The 18,322-nt window shown below is 73.7% G+C and carries 10 protein-coding genes; 7 read left to right on the top strand and 3 right to left on the bottom strand.

Annotation, left to right across the window (positions count from 1 at the left end):
- The first annotated feature begins 50 nt into the window (after window positions 1-50).
- Together AC3ERT_RS14685 and AC3ERT_RS14680 are read left to right on the top strand one after the other, a co-directional pair.
- Window positions 51-1,310, top strand: a complete 1,260-nt coding sequence (locus tag AC3ERT_RS14685) for an MFS transporter (protein WP_435129206.1) — start codon at window positions 51-53, stop codon at window positions 1,308-1,310.
- 562 nt (window positions 1,311-1,872) lie between these two features.
- Window positions 1,873-2,802 carry an SDR family oxidoreductase gene (locus tag AC3ERT_RS14680; protein WP_435129203.1) on the top strand — a complete coding sequence of 310 codons (930 nt, stop codon included), beginning with the start codon at window positions 1,873-1,875 and terminating at the stop codon, window positions 2,800-2,802.
- Window positions 2,803-2,829: 27 nt separating this feature from the next.
- On the opposite strand, the gene AC3ERT_RS14675 is transcribed toward AC3ERT_RS14680, so the two are convergent.
- On the bottom strand, window positions 2,830-4,647 hold the full coding sequence (locus AC3ERT_RS14675; RefSeq protein WP_335974577.1) for an ABC transporter ATP-binding protein: 1,818 nt from the start codon (window positions 4,645-4,647) through the stop codon (window positions 2,830-2,832).
- A complete protein-coding gene (locus tag AC3ERT_RS14670) occupies window positions 4,644-6,584 on the bottom strand; it encodes an ABC transporter ATP-binding protein (protein ID WP_435174434.1) in 1,941 nt (646 codons plus the stop codon). The genes AC3ERT_RS14675 and AC3ERT_RS14670 overlap by 4 nt, the downstream gene beginning before the upstream one ends.
- A 189-nt stretch (window positions 6,585-6,773) precedes the next feature.
- Between AC3ERT_RS14670 and AC3ERT_RS14665 the strand changes: the two genes are divergently transcribed.
- Window positions 6,774-6,989: a cold-shock protein gene (locus tag AC3ERT_RS14665; protein WP_335974580.1), complete on the top strand. Its 216-nt coding sequence runs from the start codon at window positions 6,774-6,776 to the stop codon at window positions 6,987-6,989.
- A gap of 79 nt (window positions 6,990-7,068) precedes the next feature.
- On the opposite strand, the gene glgP is transcribed toward AC3ERT_RS14665, so the two are convergent.
- Entirely contained in the window at window positions 7,069-9,690 is a 2,622-nt protein-coding gene (glgP, locus tag AC3ERT_RS14660; RefSeq protein ID WP_435174431.1) for an alpha-glucan family phosphorylase, read from the bottom strand.
- Between the two features lie 667 nt (window positions 9,691-10,357).
- On the opposite strand from glgP, the gene AC3ERT_RS14655 reads away from it, so the two are divergent.
- The 4 genes from AC3ERT_RS14655 to glgB all read left to right on the top strand — a co-directional run bounded on the left by AC3ERT_RS14655 (window position 10,358) and on the right by glgB (window position 18,277).
- Window positions 10,358-12,343, top strand: coding sequence for an alpha-1,4-glucan--maltose-1-phosphate maltosyltransferase (locus AC3ERT_RS14655; RefSeq protein WP_435129194.1), 1,986 nt, complete (start codon window positions 10,358-10,360; stop codon window positions 12,341-12,343).
- Entirely contained in the window at window positions 12,340-14,040 is a 1,701-nt protein-coding gene (gene treS, locus AC3ERT_RS14650) for a maltose alpha-D-glucosyltransferase (protein WP_335974589.1), read from the top strand. Before AC3ERT_RS14655 ends, treS begins: the two co-directional genes overlap by 4 nt.
- A 236-nt stretch (window positions 14,041-14,276) precedes the next feature.
- On the top strand, window positions 14,277-15,752 hold the full coding sequence (locus AC3ERT_RS14645; RefSeq protein WP_435174428.1) for a maltokinase N-terminal cap-like domain-containing protein: 1,476 nt from the start codon (window positions 14,277-14,279) through the stop codon (window positions 15,750-15,752).
- Window positions 15,749-18,277, top strand: coding sequence for a 1,4-alpha-glucan branching enzyme (gene glgB / locus AC3ERT_RS14640; RefSeq protein ID WP_435174452.1), 2,529 nt, complete (start codon window positions 15,749-15,751; stop codon window positions 18,275-18,277). Before AC3ERT_RS14645 ends, glgB begins: the two co-directional genes overlap by 4 nt.
- Window positions 18,278-18,322: the final 45 nt, after the last annotated feature.

Here is an 18,322-nt window from a genome sequence, read left to right as displayed (position 1 = left end):
AGGTCAGAACCCTGTGGAAATCACCGAGTGGTCCAGTCCATATTGGCACCGTGAGCACTCCGCAACCCGGACCCGAAGTCACTGCCGCCGCTTCGGGGTTCACGGTACGCCCGGCCGCCGGCCCGCTGTGGTCGGCGAACTTCCGCGCCTTCTTCACCGCCCGCACGGTGGCGATGCTCGGCGACACCATGCTGCCCGTCGCGCTGTCGGCCGGTCTGCTGGGCTACGGCTACTCCGCCGGCGACATCGGGCTGGTGATGGCCGCGTCCACCGCGTGCTTCGCGGGGTTCGTGGTCTTCGGCGGGGTGTTCGCCGACCGGTTCGACGCCCGCGCGATGATGGTCGGCGCGGACCTGGTGCGGGTCTGCACGCAGTCCACCGCGGCGGTGCTCTTCGCCGTCCACCAGGTGCGGCTGTGGGAGGTGGCGCTGATCGCGGTGGTCAACGGCATCTGCGCGGCGATGTTCCAGCCGGGGGTGGCCAGCACGATCGTGCGCGTCGCGGACGACGTGCAGGGCGCCAACGCCGTCATCCGCACCGCCGAGTCCGTCGCCGGGCTGGTCGGGCCGGGGCTGGCGGGGGTGCTCGTCGGGTTCACCTCCACCGGTGTGGTGTTCGCCGCGCACGCCGGTACGTACCTCGCCAGCGCGCTGTGCCTGCTCTCGCTCCGGCTGCCGCCCCCGCCGCCGCGGCTCGCCGCCGCCGTCTCGTCCTTCCGGGCCGATCTGGTCGAGGGCTGGCAGGAGTTCCGGGCCCGCACGTGGATGTGGTCGGTGATCCTCGTGTGGATGGTGTACATGGTGTGCACGGTCGGGCCGTACACGCCGCTCGCCGCCGCGCAGATCATCCCCGCGCACGGGGCGGGCGCGTACGGGCTGGTCAACTCCGCGCTCGGCGGGGGTACGGCGCTCGGGGCGCTGTGCGCGATGCGGCTGCGGTCCGCGCGGCCGCTGCGGGCGGGGTCGCTCGCGCTGTTCGGGGTGGCGCTGATGCCGACGTCCGTCGGTCTCGGCCTGCCGGTCTGGGCGATCGCCTGCTGCGTGCTGGTGGCGGGGGCGTGTTCGGCGTACTGGGGTGTCAACTGGGCGACCAGTGTGCAGACCCATGTGCCCGGGGACATCCTCAACCGCATCCACGCGTACGAAGTGGCCGGGTCCATTGCGATGGTGCCTGTCGGGCAGGCGCTGGCGGGGCCCGCGTCCGCGGTGTTCGGTGCGCGGGATGTGCTTCTTGTCGGCGGGGTGGTGCCGTTGGTCGTCGCCGCGACGCTTCTCGGGATTCGGTCCGTGCGGAGCCTCCCCGGCAGGTAGCTCCGCGGGTTCAGCCGCGCCCCCCGTTCCCGGGGTGCCCCCGCCGCCCGGGTCCGCGCCCCCGGTGGGCCCGCGCCATGCGCCGCTGCGGTGCACGAGCTTGCCCGGGCGCGCCCGGTGGGGGTGCGGCCAGCCGCCGCTGCGGTGCCCCTTCTCGCCCGGGTGCGCGCCGGTGGGTGGCTGGGCGCGCAGTTCCCCGCGCCCCTACGCCGCCTCCGGCGGCACGGTTCCTGAACCCCGGTGGGGCTGCGGCCAGCCGCCGCTGCGGTGCCCCTCCTCGCCCGGGTGCGCGCCGGTGGGTGGCTGGGCGCGCAGTTCCCCGCGCCCCTGCGCCGCCTCCGGCGGCACGGTTCCTGAACCCCGGTGGGTCTGCGGCCATGCGCCGCTGCGGTGCACGAGCTTGCCCGGGTGCGCCCGGTGGGGGTGCGGCCAGCCGTTGCTGTGGGGCCGGCCGTTGGTGGGGGGTGATGGCAGGGGGTGTCATGGGGTGTTAGGGTTGATGACAGTGGCTGACATCGGGGTGGCCGGATGGCTGGTCGCCCGTGTGCGAGGAGGTTGGGTCATGCGTGTGTTCGTTACGGGTGCGTCGGGTTGGATCGGGTCGGCGGTGGTGCCGGAGCTGCTGGGGGCGGGGCACCAGGTCGTGGGGCTGGCGCGGTCGGACGCGTCGGCGGAGGCGCTGGTGAAGGCGGGGGCCGAGGTGGTGCGGGGCACCCTCGACGACGTGGAGACGCTGAGGGAGGCGGCCGAGGGGGCGGACGGGGTCATCCACTTGGCGTTCAAGCACGACATCGCGTTCAGCGGCGGGTTCGAGGCGGCCGCGGACGCGGACCGGCTGGCCATCGACACGTTCGGCGACGTGCTCGCCGGGACGGGCAAGCCGCTGGTGATCGCGGGGGGCGTGCTCGGGCTGACCCCGGGCCGGGTGCTGACCGAGGAGGACGGGCTGACGGGCCTGGCGGACGACCACGGGGCGGGCCCGTCGAAGCGGATGGACAACGCCCGGGCCACCGTCGCCCTCGCCGACCGCGGGGTCCGCTCCTCCGTGGTGCGCCTGCCTCCGACCGTGCACGGAGACGGCGACCAGGGCTTCGTGCCCACCATCATCAGTGCCGCCCGCACCAACGGCCGCTCCGCCTACGTCGGCGACGGCACCAACCGCTGGCCGGCGGTCCACCGCTCCGACGCGGCGACCCTCTTCCGGCTGGCGGTGGAGTCCGCCCCCGCGGGGTCCGTGCTGCACGCGGTCGGCGAGGAGGGCGTGGCCCTGCGCGACGTGGCCGAGGTGATCGGCCGCCACCTGGACGTGCCCGTGGCGTCGATCTCCCCGGAGGACGCGCCCGCGCACTTCACCTGGATGGCGACCTTCGTCGGCCTGGACAGCCCCGCCGCCAGCACCCGCACCCGCGAACTGCTGGACTGGCGGCCGGCCGGCCCCGGCCTGCTCGAAGACCTCGACCAGGGCCACTACTTCACCGGCCCGGCCGCCTGAGACCCGGCTGCCCAAGGCCCCGCCGGGCTACACCAGGCTGTCCGCCCACGCCTGGTGCAGCCCGGCGAAGTCACCGTCGGCGGCGATGAGTTCGGCGGGGGCGCCGTCCTCGACGACGCGCCCGGCCCGCATCACCAGCACCCGGTCGGCGATCTCCACCGTGGACAGCCGGTGCGCGATGATCACCGCGGTGCGGCCGCGCAGCACCGTGTCCATGGCGTGCTGCACCGCCTGCTCGCCGGGGACGTCGAGCGAGGAGGTCGCCTCGTCGAGGATGAGGACGGCCGGGTCGGCGAGCAGCGCCCGGGCGAAGGCGACGAGTTGGCGCTGCCCCGCGGAGATCCGGCCGCCGCGCTTGCGGACGTCCGTGTCGTAGCCGTCGGGCAGCGCCGCGATGAAGTCGTGCGCGCCGATCGCCTTGGCCGCGGCCTCGACCTCCTCGCGGGTGGCGTCCGGCCGCCCGATGGTGATGTTCTCCGCCACGGTGCCGGAGAAGAGGAACGCCTCCTGGGTGACCATGATCACCCCGCGGTGCAGGTCCTCCCGGCCGAGGTCGCGCAGCGGCACCCCGTCGAGCAGCACCCGGCCGTCGGTCGGGTCGTAGAAGCGGGCCAGCAGCTTGGCGAGCGTGGACTTGCCGGCGCCGGTCGCGCCGACCACGGCGACGGTCTGCCCGGCCGGAATGCGCAGGTCGAAGGCGGGCAGCACCTCCCCGCCGGTCCGGTAGGCGAACCGCACGCCGTCGAAGACGACCTCCCGCCCGGGCAGCGCGCCCGCCGCGCGGGACGGCAGCGGCACCGGCTGCGCCGGCTCGGGCACCGTGGGCGCCTGCGCGAGCAGCCCGGCGATCTTCTCCAGCGAGGCGGCCGCGGACTGGTAGGAGTTGAGGAACATCCCGAGCCGGTCGATCGGGTCGTACAGCCGCCGCAGGTAGAGCACGAAGGCGGCGAGGACGCCCAGCGCCATGCTGCCGCCGGCCACCCGGTAGGCGCCCCACAGCACCATCCCGGCGATCGTGACGTTGGCGATCAGCCGGGAGCGGACGACGTAGCGCGCCATCTCCAGGATCGCGTCGCCGTTGGCCCGGTAGTGCCGCTCGTTGAGCTCGGCGAACGCCGTGTCGTTGGGCTGCTCGCGGCGGAACGCCTTGACCGGGCGGATGCCGTTCATCGTCTCGGTGAACTTCACGATCACCGCCGCGATCGCGGTGGAGCGCCTGCGGTACGCCTCGACCGCGCGCCGCTGGTAGCTGCGGATGGCCAGGTACAGCGGCCCGTACGACACCAGGGTCAGCAGGCCGAGCTTCCAGTCCAGGAAGAGCAGCAGGGCGGTGATGTACACCGCGGACAGCACGACCTCCACGAGTTCGTCGAGGCCGTCGTTGAGCAGTTCGCGGATCGACTCGACGTCGGAGGTGGCGCGGGCGATCAGCCGGCCGGAGGTGTACCGCTCGTGGAAGTCGAGGCTGAGGGTCTGGGCGTGCCGGAAGATCCGCCCGCGCAGGTCGACCAGGACGTCCTGGCTGACCCGGGCGGCGGTCCTGATGAAGACCCGTTGCAGCACGCCGGCCGCGACGCCGCAGCCGATGTAGCCGCAGGCCACCGCGACCAGCGGGCCGTGCCGCCCGTCGCGGACCGCGGGGATGGCGTGGTCGATGGCGTAGGCGACGAGCAGCGGGCCGACCTGGACGGCGGCCTGCTGCACCAGCAGGTAGATCGCGGCGGCCCACACCCGGGCGGAGTGCGGGCGCAGCAGCGAGCGCAGCAGGGTGAGCTGGGCGTTGCGCGGTGCCGGGAGGACGTCCCGGTCGAACGGGTCGGCGGTGTCGACGAGTTCGGCGGTCATCGGGCGTCGCTCCCTTCGAGGGCGGCGAGTCCGCCGGGCCGGTGCGCGGCGCCGGGGCCAGCGGGTGTTCCACGTGGTGGCCGGCCGGGTGCGGCGGCGCCGTCGGCCGGCGCGCCGGACATCAGGTAGCGGTACTCGGCGCTGTCGCGCAGCAGTTCCGCGTGGGTGCCGACCGCGGTGATCCGGCCGTCGGCGAGCAGGGCCACGCGGTCGGCGAGCATGACGGTGGAGGGCCGGTGGGCGACCACCAGCGCGGTGGTCGCCCGCAGTACGTCGCGCAGTGCGGCCTCGACCAGGGCCTCGGTGTGCACGTCGAGCGCGGAGAGCGGGTCGTCCAGTACGAGGAACTGCGGGCGGCCGACCACCGCCCGGGCCAGCGCGAGGCGCTGCCGCTGGCCGCCGGACAGGCTCAGCCCCTGCTCGCCGACCTGGGTGTCCAGGCCCTGCGGCAGGGCGTCGACGAAGTCGCACTGGGCGACGGCCAGTGCCCGCCGGACGTCCTCTTCGTCGGCGCCCTGCGGCCCGGCGCCCATCTCCACGTTCTCCCGGACGGTGGCGGAGAAGAGGGTGGGTTCCTCGAAGGCGACGGCGACGAGTTCGCGCAGCCGGCCGGGGGCCAGGTCCGCGGTGTCGACGCCGTCCAGGGTGATCCGGCCGCCGGTGGCGCGGTGCAGCCGGGGCAGCAGCGCGGTGAGGGTGGTCTTGCCGCAGCCGGTGGCGCCGACCAGGGCCATGGTCTCGCCGGGGCGGATGTGCAGGTCGATGCCGCGCAGCAGTTCGGGGCTGTCCGGCGGCGCGTCGGGGTAGCGGAAGCGGACGCCGGCCAGCCGGATGCCGTCGGGGTGGGAGCCGCGGTCGGCGGCGGCTGCGGCTGCCGCGTCGGCGGTACCGGGGGCGTCGGCGGCATCGGGGGTGTCGGCGGCATCGGCGGTCCGCGGGGTGTCGCGGACCTCGAAGTAGCGGTCGGCGGCGGTGGCCGACTCGTTGCTCATCGCGAGCAGGAAGCCGATCGACTCCACCGGCCAGCGCAGGGTGAGCGCGGTGGACAGGAACGCCACCAGGGTGCCGGCCGACAGCCGGTCGTCGGCGACCCGCAGCGCCCCGACCACGAGGGCGGCGCCGAGGGCGATCTCCGGGAGCGTCATGATGACCGCCCAGATGTTGGAGAGCAGCCGCGCCTTGTCGATCTCGGTGTCCCACAGCGCGCGGGTCTGGCGGCGGAAGGACGCGGCCTGGCTGCGGTGCCGGCCGAACGCCTTGATGATGCGGATGCCGAGCACGGACTCCTCGACGAGGGTCGCGAGGTCGCCGGCCTGGTCCTGGGCCCGGCGGGCGGCGAGCGCGTAGCGGGTCTCGAAGTAGGAGCACAGGATCATCAGCGGCACGGCCGGGGCGAGCAGCAGCAGTCCCAGCAGCCACGACTGGGCGAAGAGGATCGCGAAGCCGATCAGCACCGTGGCGCCGTTGACCACCAGGAACACCAGCGGGAAGGCGAGGAACATCCGCAGGATCTGGAGGTCCATGGTGGCCCGGGAGAGCAGTTGGCCCGACGCCCAGCGGTCGTGGAAGTCGACCGGGAGCCGCTGCAGGTGCTCGTAGAGGTCCTTGCGCATGGCGGCCTCGACGCCGGCCAGCGGGCGGGCCACCAGCCAGCGGCGGACGCCGAACAGGCCCGCCTCCAGCAGCCCGAGCAGCAGGACGATGCCGCCGCCGAGCCACACCCCGCCCGGGTCCCGGTCCTGCACCGGGCCGTCGACCATCCACTTGAGCACCAGCGGGATGAACAGCGACATGCAGGACGCCACCACCGCCACGACCGCCGACAGGGCCAGTCTCGCCCGTACCGGTCTGACGTACGGCCACAGCCGGCGCAGGGAGCGGACGGTGGATCGGTGGCGGTGGTCGGGCGCGGTCGTGTCGCTGGTGGCAGAGGTCACTTGTCGACACTAGGCCCACCGTGTGACAGCGCTCATCCGGTTTTCCGGCCGGGGCCGGGGCGTGGACCGGCCTGCGCTCGGCCGGACTGGTTTTTGCCGTTTTCCACCGGTGTGGGGTGATCGGCACCCGGGGTCCGATTCCGTACAGTGCGGTGTTGGAAACCCGCAATACCCCGTAGGAGATGGATTATGGCAACCGGAACCGTGAAGTGGTTCAACTCGGAAAAGGGCTTCGGCTTCATCGAGCAGGACGGCGGCGGCTCCGACGTCTTCGCCCACTACTCCAACATCCAGGCCACCGGCTACCGTGAGCTGCTGGAGGGCCAGAAGGTGGAGTTCGACGTCACGCAGGGCAACAAGGGACCGCAGGCGGAGAACATCCGCATGCTCAACGGCGCGGTCTGAGGACGGCCGCCGGCTCCGGCCCCCGTGGCTGAGCTCAGGCCCGCACCGACCAGCTCGGTGCGGGCCTTCCCCGTCTCCCCTAGCGCAGCACTCCCGCGGTCATGCCCTCGGTCTCCGGCGGCACCGCGACCAGGCCCGGTTCGGCCGGGTCGGCGAGCAGCGGGTGCGCCGGCAGCACCCGCGCGGTGTAGCCGAACGCGCCGGTACGGTCCAAGGTGAGCGACCCCTCGAAGGTGCAGCGGCCCGCCACGTCGGGCCGCGCCACCGGTTTGAGGGACTGCGCGACGGGCGCGGTCAGCCGGTCGCCGGCGTCCACCGGCCCGGACAGCAGCTGCACGTCCACGTCCGACGGGTCGAGCCCGCCCAGCGCGACCTGCACCCGCAGGGTGAGGGTGGCGCCCAGCTCCGCGTCCTCACCCACCGCGCCGGCCGCCGCCACGGCCTCCACCTCGTCGACCGCGACCCGCGGCCACTCCTGGCGCACCCGGCGCTTCCATCCGGCCAGTTCGGCGGCGGCCGGGCCCTGGACCGCGCGGTGCGAGCGGGCCGCCGGGGCGTAGAGCTGTTCGACGTAGTCCCGGACCATCCGCCCGGCGAGCACCTTCGGGCCCAGCACGGTCAGGGTGTGCCGGACCATCTCGATCCAGCGGCTCGGCAGGCCGTCGCGGCCCTGGTCGTAGAAGCGCGGGGCGACCTGGTGCTCCAGCAGGTCGTAGAGCCCGGCCGCCTCCAGCGCGTCGCGCCGGTCCTCGTCGGCGACGCCGTCGGCGGTGGGGATCGCCCAGCCGTTCTCGCCGTCGTACCACTCGTCCCACCAGCCGTCGCGGACCGACAGGTTGAGGCAGCCGTTGAGGGCGGCCTTCATCCCGGAGGTCCCGCACGCCTCCAGCGGGCGCAGCGGGTTGTTGAGCCAGACGTCGCAGCCGGGGTAGAGGGTGCGGGCCATCCGCATGTCGTAGTCAGGCAGGAAGACGATGCGGTGCCGCACCCGCGGGTCGTCGGTGAACCGCACCAGCTCCTGCACCAGCCGCTTGCCGCCCTCGTCGGCGGGGTGCGCCTTGCCGGCCACCACGATCTGGATCGGCCGCTCCGGGTGCAGCAGCAGCGCCGCCAGCCGCTCCTTGTCGCGCAGCATCAAGGTCAGCCGCTTGTAGGACGGCACCCGGCGGGCGAAGCCGATGGTCAGCACGTCCGGGTCGAGGACCTGGCCGGTCCAGCCCAGCTCGGCGTCGTCGGCGCCGCGCTGCCGCCAGGACGCGCGCAGCCGGTCCCGTACGTCCGACACCAGGCGTTCGCGCAGGGTGCGGCGCAGCTCCCACACGGCGGCATCCGGCACGCCGGCGACCGCCTCCCAGCGCTCGGCGCCGCCGACGGTCAGGGCGTCCTCGGCGCGGGAGGCGCCGAACTGGCGGCTGCCGAGCCGCAGCACCTCCGGCGCCACCCAGGTCGGGGCGTGCACGCCGTTGGTGATGGAGGTGATCGGCACGTCCTGCGGGTCGAAGCCGGGCCACAGCCCGGCGAACATCTCCCGGCTGACCGCGCCGTGCAGGGTGGACACGCCGTTGGCGCGCTGGGCCAGCCGCAGGCCCATCACGGCCATGTTGAACAGGTCCGGGTCGCCGCCGGGGTAGGTCTCCCGGCCCAGTTCCAGGACGCGGGCGACGTCCACGCCGGGCAGTTCGCCGCCGTCGCCGAGGTGGCGGGCGACCAGGTCGCGGGTGAAGCGGTCGATGCCGGCCGGGACCGGGGTGTGGGTGGTGAACACGGTGCCGGCCCGTACGGTCTCCAGGGCCGCGTCGAAGTCGAGGCCGTCCAGGGAGAGTTCCCTGATGCGCTCCAGGCCGAGGAAGCCGGCGTGGCCTTCGTTGGTGTGGAAGACCTCCGGCTGCGGGTGGCCGGTGATCCGGCAGTAGGCGCGGACCGCGCGGACCCCGCCGATGCCCAGCAGCATCTCCTGGAGCAGCCGGTGCTCGCTGCCGCCGCCGTAGAGCCGGTCGGTGACGTCGCGTTCGGCCGGCTGGTTGGGTTCGGTGTCGGAGTCGAGCAGCAGCAGCGGCACCCGGCCGACCCGCACCAGCCAGATCCGGGCGGCCAGGGTGCGGCCGCCGGGCAGCGCCAGGGTGATGCGGGCGGTGCTGCCGTCGGCCTCCCGCAGCGGACTGATCGGCAGCGAGTCCCGGTCCAGCACCGGGTAGTGCTCCTGCTGCCATCCGTCGCGGGACAGGCTCTGCCGGAAGTAGCCGTGCCGGTAGAGCAGGCCGACCCCGACCAGCGGTACGCCCAGGTCGCTGGCGGCCTTGAGGTGGTCGCCGGCGAGGATGCCCAGGCCGCCGCTGTACTGCGGCAGCGCCGAGGTGATGCCGAACTCGGGTGAGAAGTAGGCGACGGCGGCGGGCAGGTCGGTCTGCTCCTGGTACCAGCGGGGGGCGGTGGTGTAGTCCGCGAGCTCCTCGGCGGCGGCGGACAGCCGGCGCAGGAAGCGGCGGTCGGCGGCGAGGGCGGCCAGCCGCTGTTCGGAGACGGCGGCGAGCAGCCGGACGGGGTCGCCCTGGGCGGTCTGCCAGCCGGCGGGGTCGATGCTGCGGAACAGCTCCCTGGTCTCCTCGTGCCAGGACCAGCGTAGGTTCGAGGCCAGTTCCCCCAGCGGGCGCAGAGGTTCCGGCAGGACGGTGCGCACGGTGAATCGACGGATTGCCTTCACGTCTTCGACCGTAGCCCGGGTGCCGCGGGGCCGGGGGGGTTGTCCACGATCTCCTGGGCCAAACGCCCGAACGGCGGCTCACCGGGGCGAAGCGGCCCCGGGGCCGGGCGCGGGCGCGCCCGGGTGGGCCCGCCCGCCGTCCGGGTGCGGCCGCCGCCGGGGCGGCGGGCGGCCCGGGGGCACGGCGGTGCCCGGGCGGTGCGGCGCCGCCGGCCGGGCACGACGGCGTGCGAGCGGTGCTCCGGCGGCATGCTGCCCCGGCAGGCGTACGCGGGGGCGCGCCGCGGGGCGCAGACCCCCGGTGACGAGCGCGGGTAAGGGGCGCGGCCGCTCGGCGGATCGGTCACCGCGAACGCGCGCACTTCGCGCCGCGCTACCGAAACGCCGTCAGGTGGTGCGTTCAGGCCGGGAAGCGTGGGCAGGCTCGCACATGTGACGTCCCGCACCGGCGGCCACCCGGGTGAACCCCTCCTGGAGCGACCTCGCGGGCGAGCCGGTTCGGCCAAGAGCAGTTAAAAAGTAGCGAGGCTCCCTACCGGGCGGCCCCGCCGTCCCGTCCCCCGCAGCCGACCCCAGAACGTCCCGGCAGATCCGGTCAGCCGGCCCCGCCGGCCCCGCCGTCCGCACGTCAGTCGAGCAGTCCCGTCCCGAGCTGTCAGGTGAGGAAATGATCGGTCGTATCCCCGTCGTCGACGTCGAGCCGAGTGTGGACTGCGGCCGCAGGCCCGCCAAGGCGGTGGTCGGCGAACGGTTCCAGGTGACCGCCACCGTCTTCCGCGAGGGCCATGACGCGGTGGCGGCGAACGTGGTGCTGCGCGACAGCTCGGGCCGGTCCGGGCCGTGGACGCCGATGCGGGAGCTGGCGCCGGGCACCGACCGGTGGGGGGCGCACATCACCCCGACGGCCGAAGGGCGCTGGACGTACACGGTCGAGGCGTGGTCGGACCCGGTGGCGACCTGGCGGCACACCGCGGGCATCAAGATCCCGGCCGGGATGGACACCGACCTGGTGCTGGCCGAGGGCGCGCGGCTGCACGAGCGGGCCGCGGCCGGGGTGCCCAAGGGCGACGGGCGGCCCGCGGTCCTGGCGGCGGTGGACGCGCTGCGCGACGCCTCCCTGGCGCCGGCCGCCCGGCACGCCGCGGCGCTGGCCCCGGAGGTGGTCGCGGCGCTGGACCGCTTCCCGCTGCGGGAGCTGGTCAGCGCCTCCCGGCCGATGCCGCTGCACGTCGAGCGCGAGCGGGCGCTGTTCGGGTCCTGGTACGAGCTGTTCCCGCGCTCGGAGGGCGCGAGCGCCGGGCCGGACGGGCGGCTGCGCTCGGGCACCTTCCGCACCGCCGCCGAACGGCTGCCCGCGGTGGCCGCGATGGGCTTCGACGTGGTGTACCTGCCGCCGATCCACCCGATCGGCACCTCCTTCCGCAAGGGCCGGGACAACAGCCTGACCGCCGGGCCGGACGACGTCGGCTCGCCGTGGGCGATCGGCTCGCCCGAGGGCGGCCACGACGCGGTCCACCCGGACCTGGGCACCCTCGCCGACTTCGACCACTTCGTGGCGCGCGCCCGCGACCTGCGCATGGAGGTCGCGCTCGACTTCGCCCTCCAGTGCTCGCCGGACCACCCCTGGGTCAAGGAGCACCCGGAGTGGTTCACGCACCGCCCCGACGGCAGCATCGCCTACGCGGAGAACCCGCCGAAGAAGTACCAGGACATCTACCCGATCGCCTTCGACCGGGACTTCGCGGGCATCGTGCGGGAGACGCTGCGGGTGCTGCGGCACTGGATGGCGCACGGGGTGCGGATCTTCCGGGTGGACAACCCGCACACCAAGCCGGTGGTGTTCTGGGAGAAGGTGATCGCCGACATCAACCGGACCGACCCCGACGTGATCTTCCTCGCCGAGGCGTTCACCCGCCCGGCGATGATGGCCACCCTCGGCAAGATCGGCTTCCAGCAGTCCTACACCTACTTCACCTGGCGCAACACCCGCGACGAACTCACCTCGTACGCGACCGAGTTGAGCGGCGACAGCGCCGCCTACATGCGGCCGAACCTGTTCGTGAACACCCCCGACATCCTGCACGCCTACCTCCAGCACGGCGGCCGGCCGGCCTTCGCCGCCCGCGCGGTGCTCGCCGCCACCCTCTCCCCGACCTGGGGGGTCTACGCCGGCTACGAGCTGTGCGAGGGCGAGCCGGCGCACCCCGGCAGCGAGGAGTACGCCCACTCCGAGAAGTACGAGCTGCGGCCGCGCGACTGGGCCCGGGCGGAGGCCGAGGGCCGCTCGCTGGCGCCGCTGCTCACCACGCTCAACCGGCTGCGCCGCCGGCACCCGGCGCTGCGGCAGCTGCGGGACATCACGTTCCACCCGGTGGACAACGAGGCCCTGCTCGCCTACTCCAAGCGGCACGGCGACGACGTGGTCCTGACGGTCGTCAACCTCGACCCCTTCCACACCCAGGAGGCGACCGTGTCGTTGAACATGGCGGCGCTCGGGCTCTCCTGGCACGAGTCGTTCCCGGTACGCGACGAGCTGACCGGCCAGACCTACCACTGGGGCAGGGACAACTATGTGCGGCTCGATCCGGGCCACGCGCCCGCGCACGTGCTGTCGCTGCGACCGTCTCCATCGATCGGAGGGTCACTCAGTTGATCGTCAACGAACCCGTTCCTGACACCTTCGAGGACACCCCTGCCAAGGACCGTGATCCCGAGTGGTTCAAACGGGCGGTGTTCTACGAAGTCCTCGTCCGCTCCTTCCAGGACAGCAACGGCGACGGCGTCGGCGACCTCAAGGGGATCACCGCCAAACTCGACTACCTGCAATGGCTGGGCGTGGACTGCCTGTGGCTGCCGCCGTTCTTCGCCTCCCCACTGCGGGACGGCGGGTACGACGTCGCGGACTACACCGCGGTGCTCCCGGAGTTCGGCGACCTCGCCGACTTCGTGGAGTTCGTGGACGCCACCCACCAGCGCGGCATGCGCGTCATCATCGACTTCGTCATGAACCACACCAGCGACCAGCACCCGTGGTTCCAGGCCTCCCGCAGCGACCCGGACGGGCCGTACGGCGACTACTACACCTGGGCCGACGACGACAAGCAGTTCTCCGACGCCCGGATCATCTTCGTGGACACCGAGACGTCGAACTGGACCTTCGACCCGGTCCGCAAGCAGTACTACTGGCACCGCTTCTTCTCCCACCAGCCGGATCTGAACTACGAGAACCCGGCCGTGCAGGAGGAGATCCTCGCCGCCCTGAAGTTCTGGCTGGACCTGGGCATCGACGGCTTCCGGCTGGACGCGGTGCCCTACCTGTACCAGGAGGAGGGCACCAACTGCGAGAACCTGCCGCGCACCCACGGCTTCCTGAAGAAGGTGCGCGCCGAGATCGACGCGCACTACCCGGACACCGTGCTGCTCGCCGAGGCCAACCAGTGGCCCGAGGACGTGGTCGACTACTTCGGCGACTTCCCGGCCGGCGGCGACGAGTGCCACATGGCGTTCCACTTCCCGGTGATGCCGCGGATCTTCATGGCGGTGCGCCGCGAGTCGCGCTACCCGGTCTCCGAGGTGCTGGCCAAGACCCCGGCGATCCCGGCGAACTGCCAGTGGGGCATCTTCCTGCGCAACCATGACGAGTTGACGCTGGAGATGGTCACCGACGAAGAGCGCGACTACATGTACGCGGAGTACGCCAAGGACCCGCGGATGCGCGCCAACATCGGCATCCGCCGCCGGCTGGCCCCGCTGCTGGACAACGACCGCAACCAGATCGAGCTGTTCACCGCGCTGCTGCTGTCGCTGCCCGGCTCGCCGATCCTCTACTACGGCGACGAGATCGGCATGGGCGACAACATCTGGCTCGGCGACCGCGACGGGGTGCGCACCCCGATGCAGTGGACCCCCGACCGCAACGCCGGGTTCTCCTCCTCCGACCCCGGCCGCCTCTACCTGCCGACGATCATGGACCCGGTCTACGGCTACCAGGTCACCAACGTCGAGGCGCAGATGAGCTCCCCCAGCTCGCTGCTGCACTGGACCCGGCGGATGATCGAGATCCGCAAGCAGAACCGGGCGTTCGGCGTCGGCTCCTTCACCGAGCTGTCGTCGAGCAACCCGGCGGTGCTCGCCTTCCTGCGCGAGGACGGCGACGACCTGGTGCTGTGCGTGAACAACTTCTCCCGCTTCGCCCAGCCCACCGAGCTGGACCTGCGGCAGTTCGCGGGCCGGCACCCGGTGGAGCTGATCGGCGGGGTGCGCTTCCCGGCGATCGGACAGCTGCCGTACCTGCTCACGCTCGCCGGGCACGGCTTCTACTGGTTCCGGCTGCGCCGCGACCCGTCCTGACGGCGGGGGGCCGGCCGGACCGGCCCCTCGGCCTGACCCGCCGTCCGAGGTGCGCGGGCACCGCACCTTTGGGACGATCGAGCGAAACCCGCAGCAGCCCGTACGGCGGTTTCCTGTCACCCGCCCGGGGCAGGCTCCCCGTGTCGCCGGACAGCCCGTACCCGTCATCCGGGAGGCTGGCGCATCCGCCGCTCCACCACCGCGGCCGGTGCGCGACTCCCCGGGGAAAGGACGTCATGTCGGACAGCTCCTGGACCCGCGTTCCCGCCACCACCGGCCGCGCTGTCGTGCCGGGACTGCTGCGCTCCCTCGATCCGCTGCTGCGGCGCTGGCTGCCGCGGCAGCGCTGGTTCGCCGGCAAGGGCCTGCCGATCGGCGACTTCCGGCTGGCGGCGGCGACCGAGCTGGTTCCCCCGGGTGGCCGACTCGGGCCGCTCGGCCTGCTGCACATCCTGGTCGACGTGGAGCAGCCCGGGCGGCCGCCGGACTGCTACCAACTGCTGCTCGGCGCGCATCCGCTGCTGCCGTCCGCACTGGTGCGCGCCGCGCTCGGCCCGGCCGTCGGCGGCCCCTACGACGGGCTGACCCTCTACGACGCGCCGCACGACCCCCGGATGGCGGCACTGCTGCTGGAACGCCTCAAGCTCCCCGGCCGCACCGGGAACCTGCGCTTCACCACCGAGCCGTCCGCGCAGTTCCCGCCCGGGCTGACCCCGCGGGTGTCCACCGCGGAGCAGTCCAACACCTCCGTGGTGTACGGCGACCGGTACATCCTCAAGCTCTTCCGCCGGGTCTCGCCCGGCAGCAACCCGGACCTGGAGCTGTCGCTCGCGCTGGCCCGGGCCGGGTCCCGCCGGGTGGCGGAGCCGGTGGCGTGGTTCGAGGCGCTGGACGCCGACACCGCCGACGCCATGGACGCCATGGACCCCAAGGACGCCGCCGGCACCGGCGGCCCGGCCGCCGCGCCGCCGGGCGGCCGGGAGCCGATCACCCTCGGGGTGCTCCAGCGCTTCCTGCCCGGCTCCAGCGACGGTTGGGCGCTCGCCCTGGCGTCCGTGGCCGAGGACGGCGACTTCCGCGCCGAGGCCGCGGCGCTGGGCCGGGCCACCGCCGAGGTGCACCGCGCGCTGGCCGACGCGCTGCCGGTGCGCCGGCTGGACGGCAGCACCCTGGAGCGGGTCGCCGCGGCGATGACGCGCCGGCTGGAGGAGACCGCCGCCGAGGTGCCCGGGGTCCGCCCGTTCACCGGTGCGCTGCGCGCCGCCTACGACGACCTCGCCAAGCTCGGCGCGGGCACCGGGCCCGGCGGGGCGGTGTTCGCCCAGCGCATCCACGGCGACCTCCACCTCGGGCAGGCGCTGCGCGGGCCGGACGGCGCGTGGGTGCTGATCGACTTCGAGGGCGAGCCGGCCCGCCCGCTCGCCGACCGGCGCCGCCCCGCGCCGCCGGTCCAGGACGTCGCGGGCATGCTGCGCTCCTTCGACTACGCCGCCCACCACAGCGGCAACGGCCCCTGGGCCGCCCGGCACCGCGCCGCCTTCTGCACCGGGTACGCCGCGGTGGCGGGCACCGACCCCCGTGAACAGCCCGTGCTGATACGGGCCTTCGAAACCGACAAGGCGGTGTACGAAGCCCGGTACGAGGCCCGCCACCGCCCGGCCTGGCTGCCCATCCCGCTGTCCGCCCTCGCCCGCCTGTCCACGACCCCCTGACGAGACCCCGAGGAGTGCTTGCCGTGACCCCCGCCGCACAGCCACCGCGCCAACCGTCACCCGGTGACGGCGCCCTCCCGGAAGCCGCCGCCCGCGGCTACGACGCGACGACGCCGCACCCGGCGGCCTCGGGTACGGCGCCCAAGGAGCGCGATGCGCCCCACTCCACGCCGGTGGTGCGGGGCGAACCAGGCGGCCCCACCCGGCCGGTGACGGACCGCGGCGCCGTCGCGGCCGGTCGCGCAGTTCTTCCCCCAGAGCCTGGCCTGGGAGGTACCCCCAGCGCCGCTGGGTCTTCCGGGGACGCCCCCGAACGCAGCGGCGGCCGCAACTGCGGGGGGACCGGGCTCAGCGCCGAGGAGAGGGGGCGGCTGGTGGGGGGCACCCATCACGACCCGCACGCGCTGCTCGGCGCGCATCGCGAGGCGGAGGGCGTACGGGTGCGGGCGCTGCGCCCGTTCGCCCGCGCCGTGGCGGTCGTGCTGGACGGCGAGCGCACCGAACTGGCGCCGGAGGGCGACGGGTTGTTCTCCGCGCTGCTCCCGCTGACCGAGATCCCCGCGCGGTACCGGCTGGCGGTGTCCTACGACGCGGGCGAGACGGTGGTCGACGACCCGTACCGCTTCCTGCCGACGCTGGGGCAACTGGACCTGCACCTGATCGGCGAGGGGCGGCACGAGCAGCTGTGGAAGGTGCTCGGCTCGCACCCGATGACGCACGGCGGGGTGCCCGGCACGCGCTTCGCGGTGTGGGCGCCGAACGCGCGCGGGGTGCGGCTGGCCGCGGACTTCACGTACTGGGACGGCTCCGGGCTGCCGATGCGCTCGCTCGGCTCGTCCGGGGTGTGGGAGCTGTTCGTCCCCGGGGTCGGCCCGGGCACGGCGTACAAGTACGAGATCATCCGGCCCGACGGCTCGCGCGGCATGAAGGCCGACCCGATGGCGCGCGCCACCGAGGTCCCGCCGGCCACCGCGTCGATCGTCACCGAGTCGTCGTACGCGTGGGGCGACGCGCAGTGGATGGCGCACCGCGCGGACGTCCCCGTGCACCGCGCGCCGCTGTCGGTGTACGAGGTGCACCTGCCGTCCTGGCGGCCGGGCCTGGACTACCGGGGCCTGGCCGAGCAGTTGCCCGCCTACGTGCAGGAACTGGGCTTCACCCACGTGGAGTTGATGCCGGTCGCGGAGCACCCGTTCGGCGGCTCGTGGGGCTACCAGGTCACGTCGTACTACGCGCCGACCTCGCGGCTGGGCTCGCCGGACGACTTCCGGTACCTGGTGGACGCGCTGCACCGCGCGGGCATCGGCGTGATCATGGACTGGGTGCCGGCGCACTTCCCGAAGGACGAGTGGGCGCTGGCCCGGTTCGACGGCGAGCCGCTGTACGAGCCGGCCGACCCGCGCCGCGCCGAGCACCCGGACTGGGGCACCCTGGAGTTCGACTTCGGCCGCACCGAGGTCCGCAACTTCCTGGTGGCCAACGCGGTGTACTGGTGCGAGGAGTTCCACATCGACGGCCTGCGGGTCGACGCGGTCGCCTCGATGCTCTACCTCGACTACTCCCGTGAGCACGGGCAGTGGCTGCCGAACGCGTACGGCGGCCGGGAGAACCTGGACGCGGTGGCCTTCCTCCAGGAGATGAACGCCACCGTCTACCGGCGCTGCCCGGGCGTGGTCACCATCGCCGAGGAGTCCACCGCGTGGGACGGGGTGACCCGGCCCACCCACCAGGCCGGCCCGACCGGCTTCGGCGGCCTCGGCTTCGGCCTGAAGTGGAACATGGGCTGGATGCACGACACGCTCCAGTACATGGCGCACGAGCCGGTGCACCGCAAGTACCACCACGACGAGCTGACGTTCTCGATGGTGTACGCGTACAGCGAGAACTACGTGCTGCCCATCTCGCACGACGAGGTGGTGCACGGCAAGCGGTCGCTGGTGGAGAAGATGCCCGGCGACTGGTGGCAGCGGCGGGCCGGCGCCCGCGCGTACCTGGGCTACATGTGGGCCCACCCGGGCAAGCAGCTGCTGTTCATGGGGCAGGAGTTCGCGCAGGGCGCGGAGTGGTCGCACGACAGCGGCCCGGACTGGTGGCTGCTCGCGCCGGACTACCCCGCGGCCGGCGACCACCGCGGGGTGCGCGACTGGGTGCGCGACCTGAACGCGGTGTACGGCGCGACGCCCGCGCTGTGGCAGCGCGACACCGACCCGGGCGGCTTCGAGTGGATCGACGGCGGCGCCGCCGAGGACAACACGCTGTCCTTCCTGCGCCACGACACCGCGGGCAACCCGCTGATGTGCGTCAGCAACTTCTCCCCCGTGGTGCGCCGGGACTACCGGATCGGCTGCCCCGAGGGGGTGTGGGTCCAGGTGCTCAACAGCGACGAGACCCGCTACGGCGGCAGCGGCGTGTCGGTCGGGGGGCCGGTCAAGAGCGAGCCGACGCCCTGGCACGGCCGCCGGCACAGCATCACGCTGACCGTGCCGCCGCTGGCCACGGTCTGGCTGCGGCCGGCCGCGGGCTGAGCCGCGGCGGCCGGCCGCGGCTCGGCCCGCGACCGGCCGGGCGGG

The sequence above is a fragment of the Actinacidiphila sp. bgisy145 genome, from assembly GCF_057708125.1.
Note: the sequence above shows the minus strand (reverse complement) of the source record. Positions and strands in the feature narration are given on the sequence as shown.

What these genes read in the sequence shown, in the direction of transcription:
- AC3ERT_RS14655 (WP_435129194.1), top strand. Translation starts at nt 10,358, where the DNA reads ATGATCGGTCGTATCCCCGTCGTCGACGTCGAGCCGAGTGTGGACTGC.
- AC3ERT_RS14680 (WP_435129203.1), top strand. Translation starts at nt 1,873, where the DNA reads ATGCGTGTGTTCGTTACGGGTGCGTCGGGTTGGATCGGGTCGGCGGTG.
- AC3ERT_RS14645 (WP_435174428.1), top strand. Translation starts at nt 14,277, where the DNA reads ATGTCGGACAGCTCCTGGACCCGCGTTCCCGCCACCACCGGCCGCGCT.
- AC3ERT_RS14675 (WP_335974577.1), bottom strand. Translation starts at nt 4,647, where the DNA reads ATGACCGCCGAACTCGTCGACACCGCCGACCCGTTCGACCGGGACGTC.
- AC3ERT_RS14665 (WP_335974580.1), top strand. Translation starts at nt 6,774, where the DNA reads ATGGCAACCGGAACCGTGAAGTGGTTCAACTCGGAAAAGGGCTTCGGC.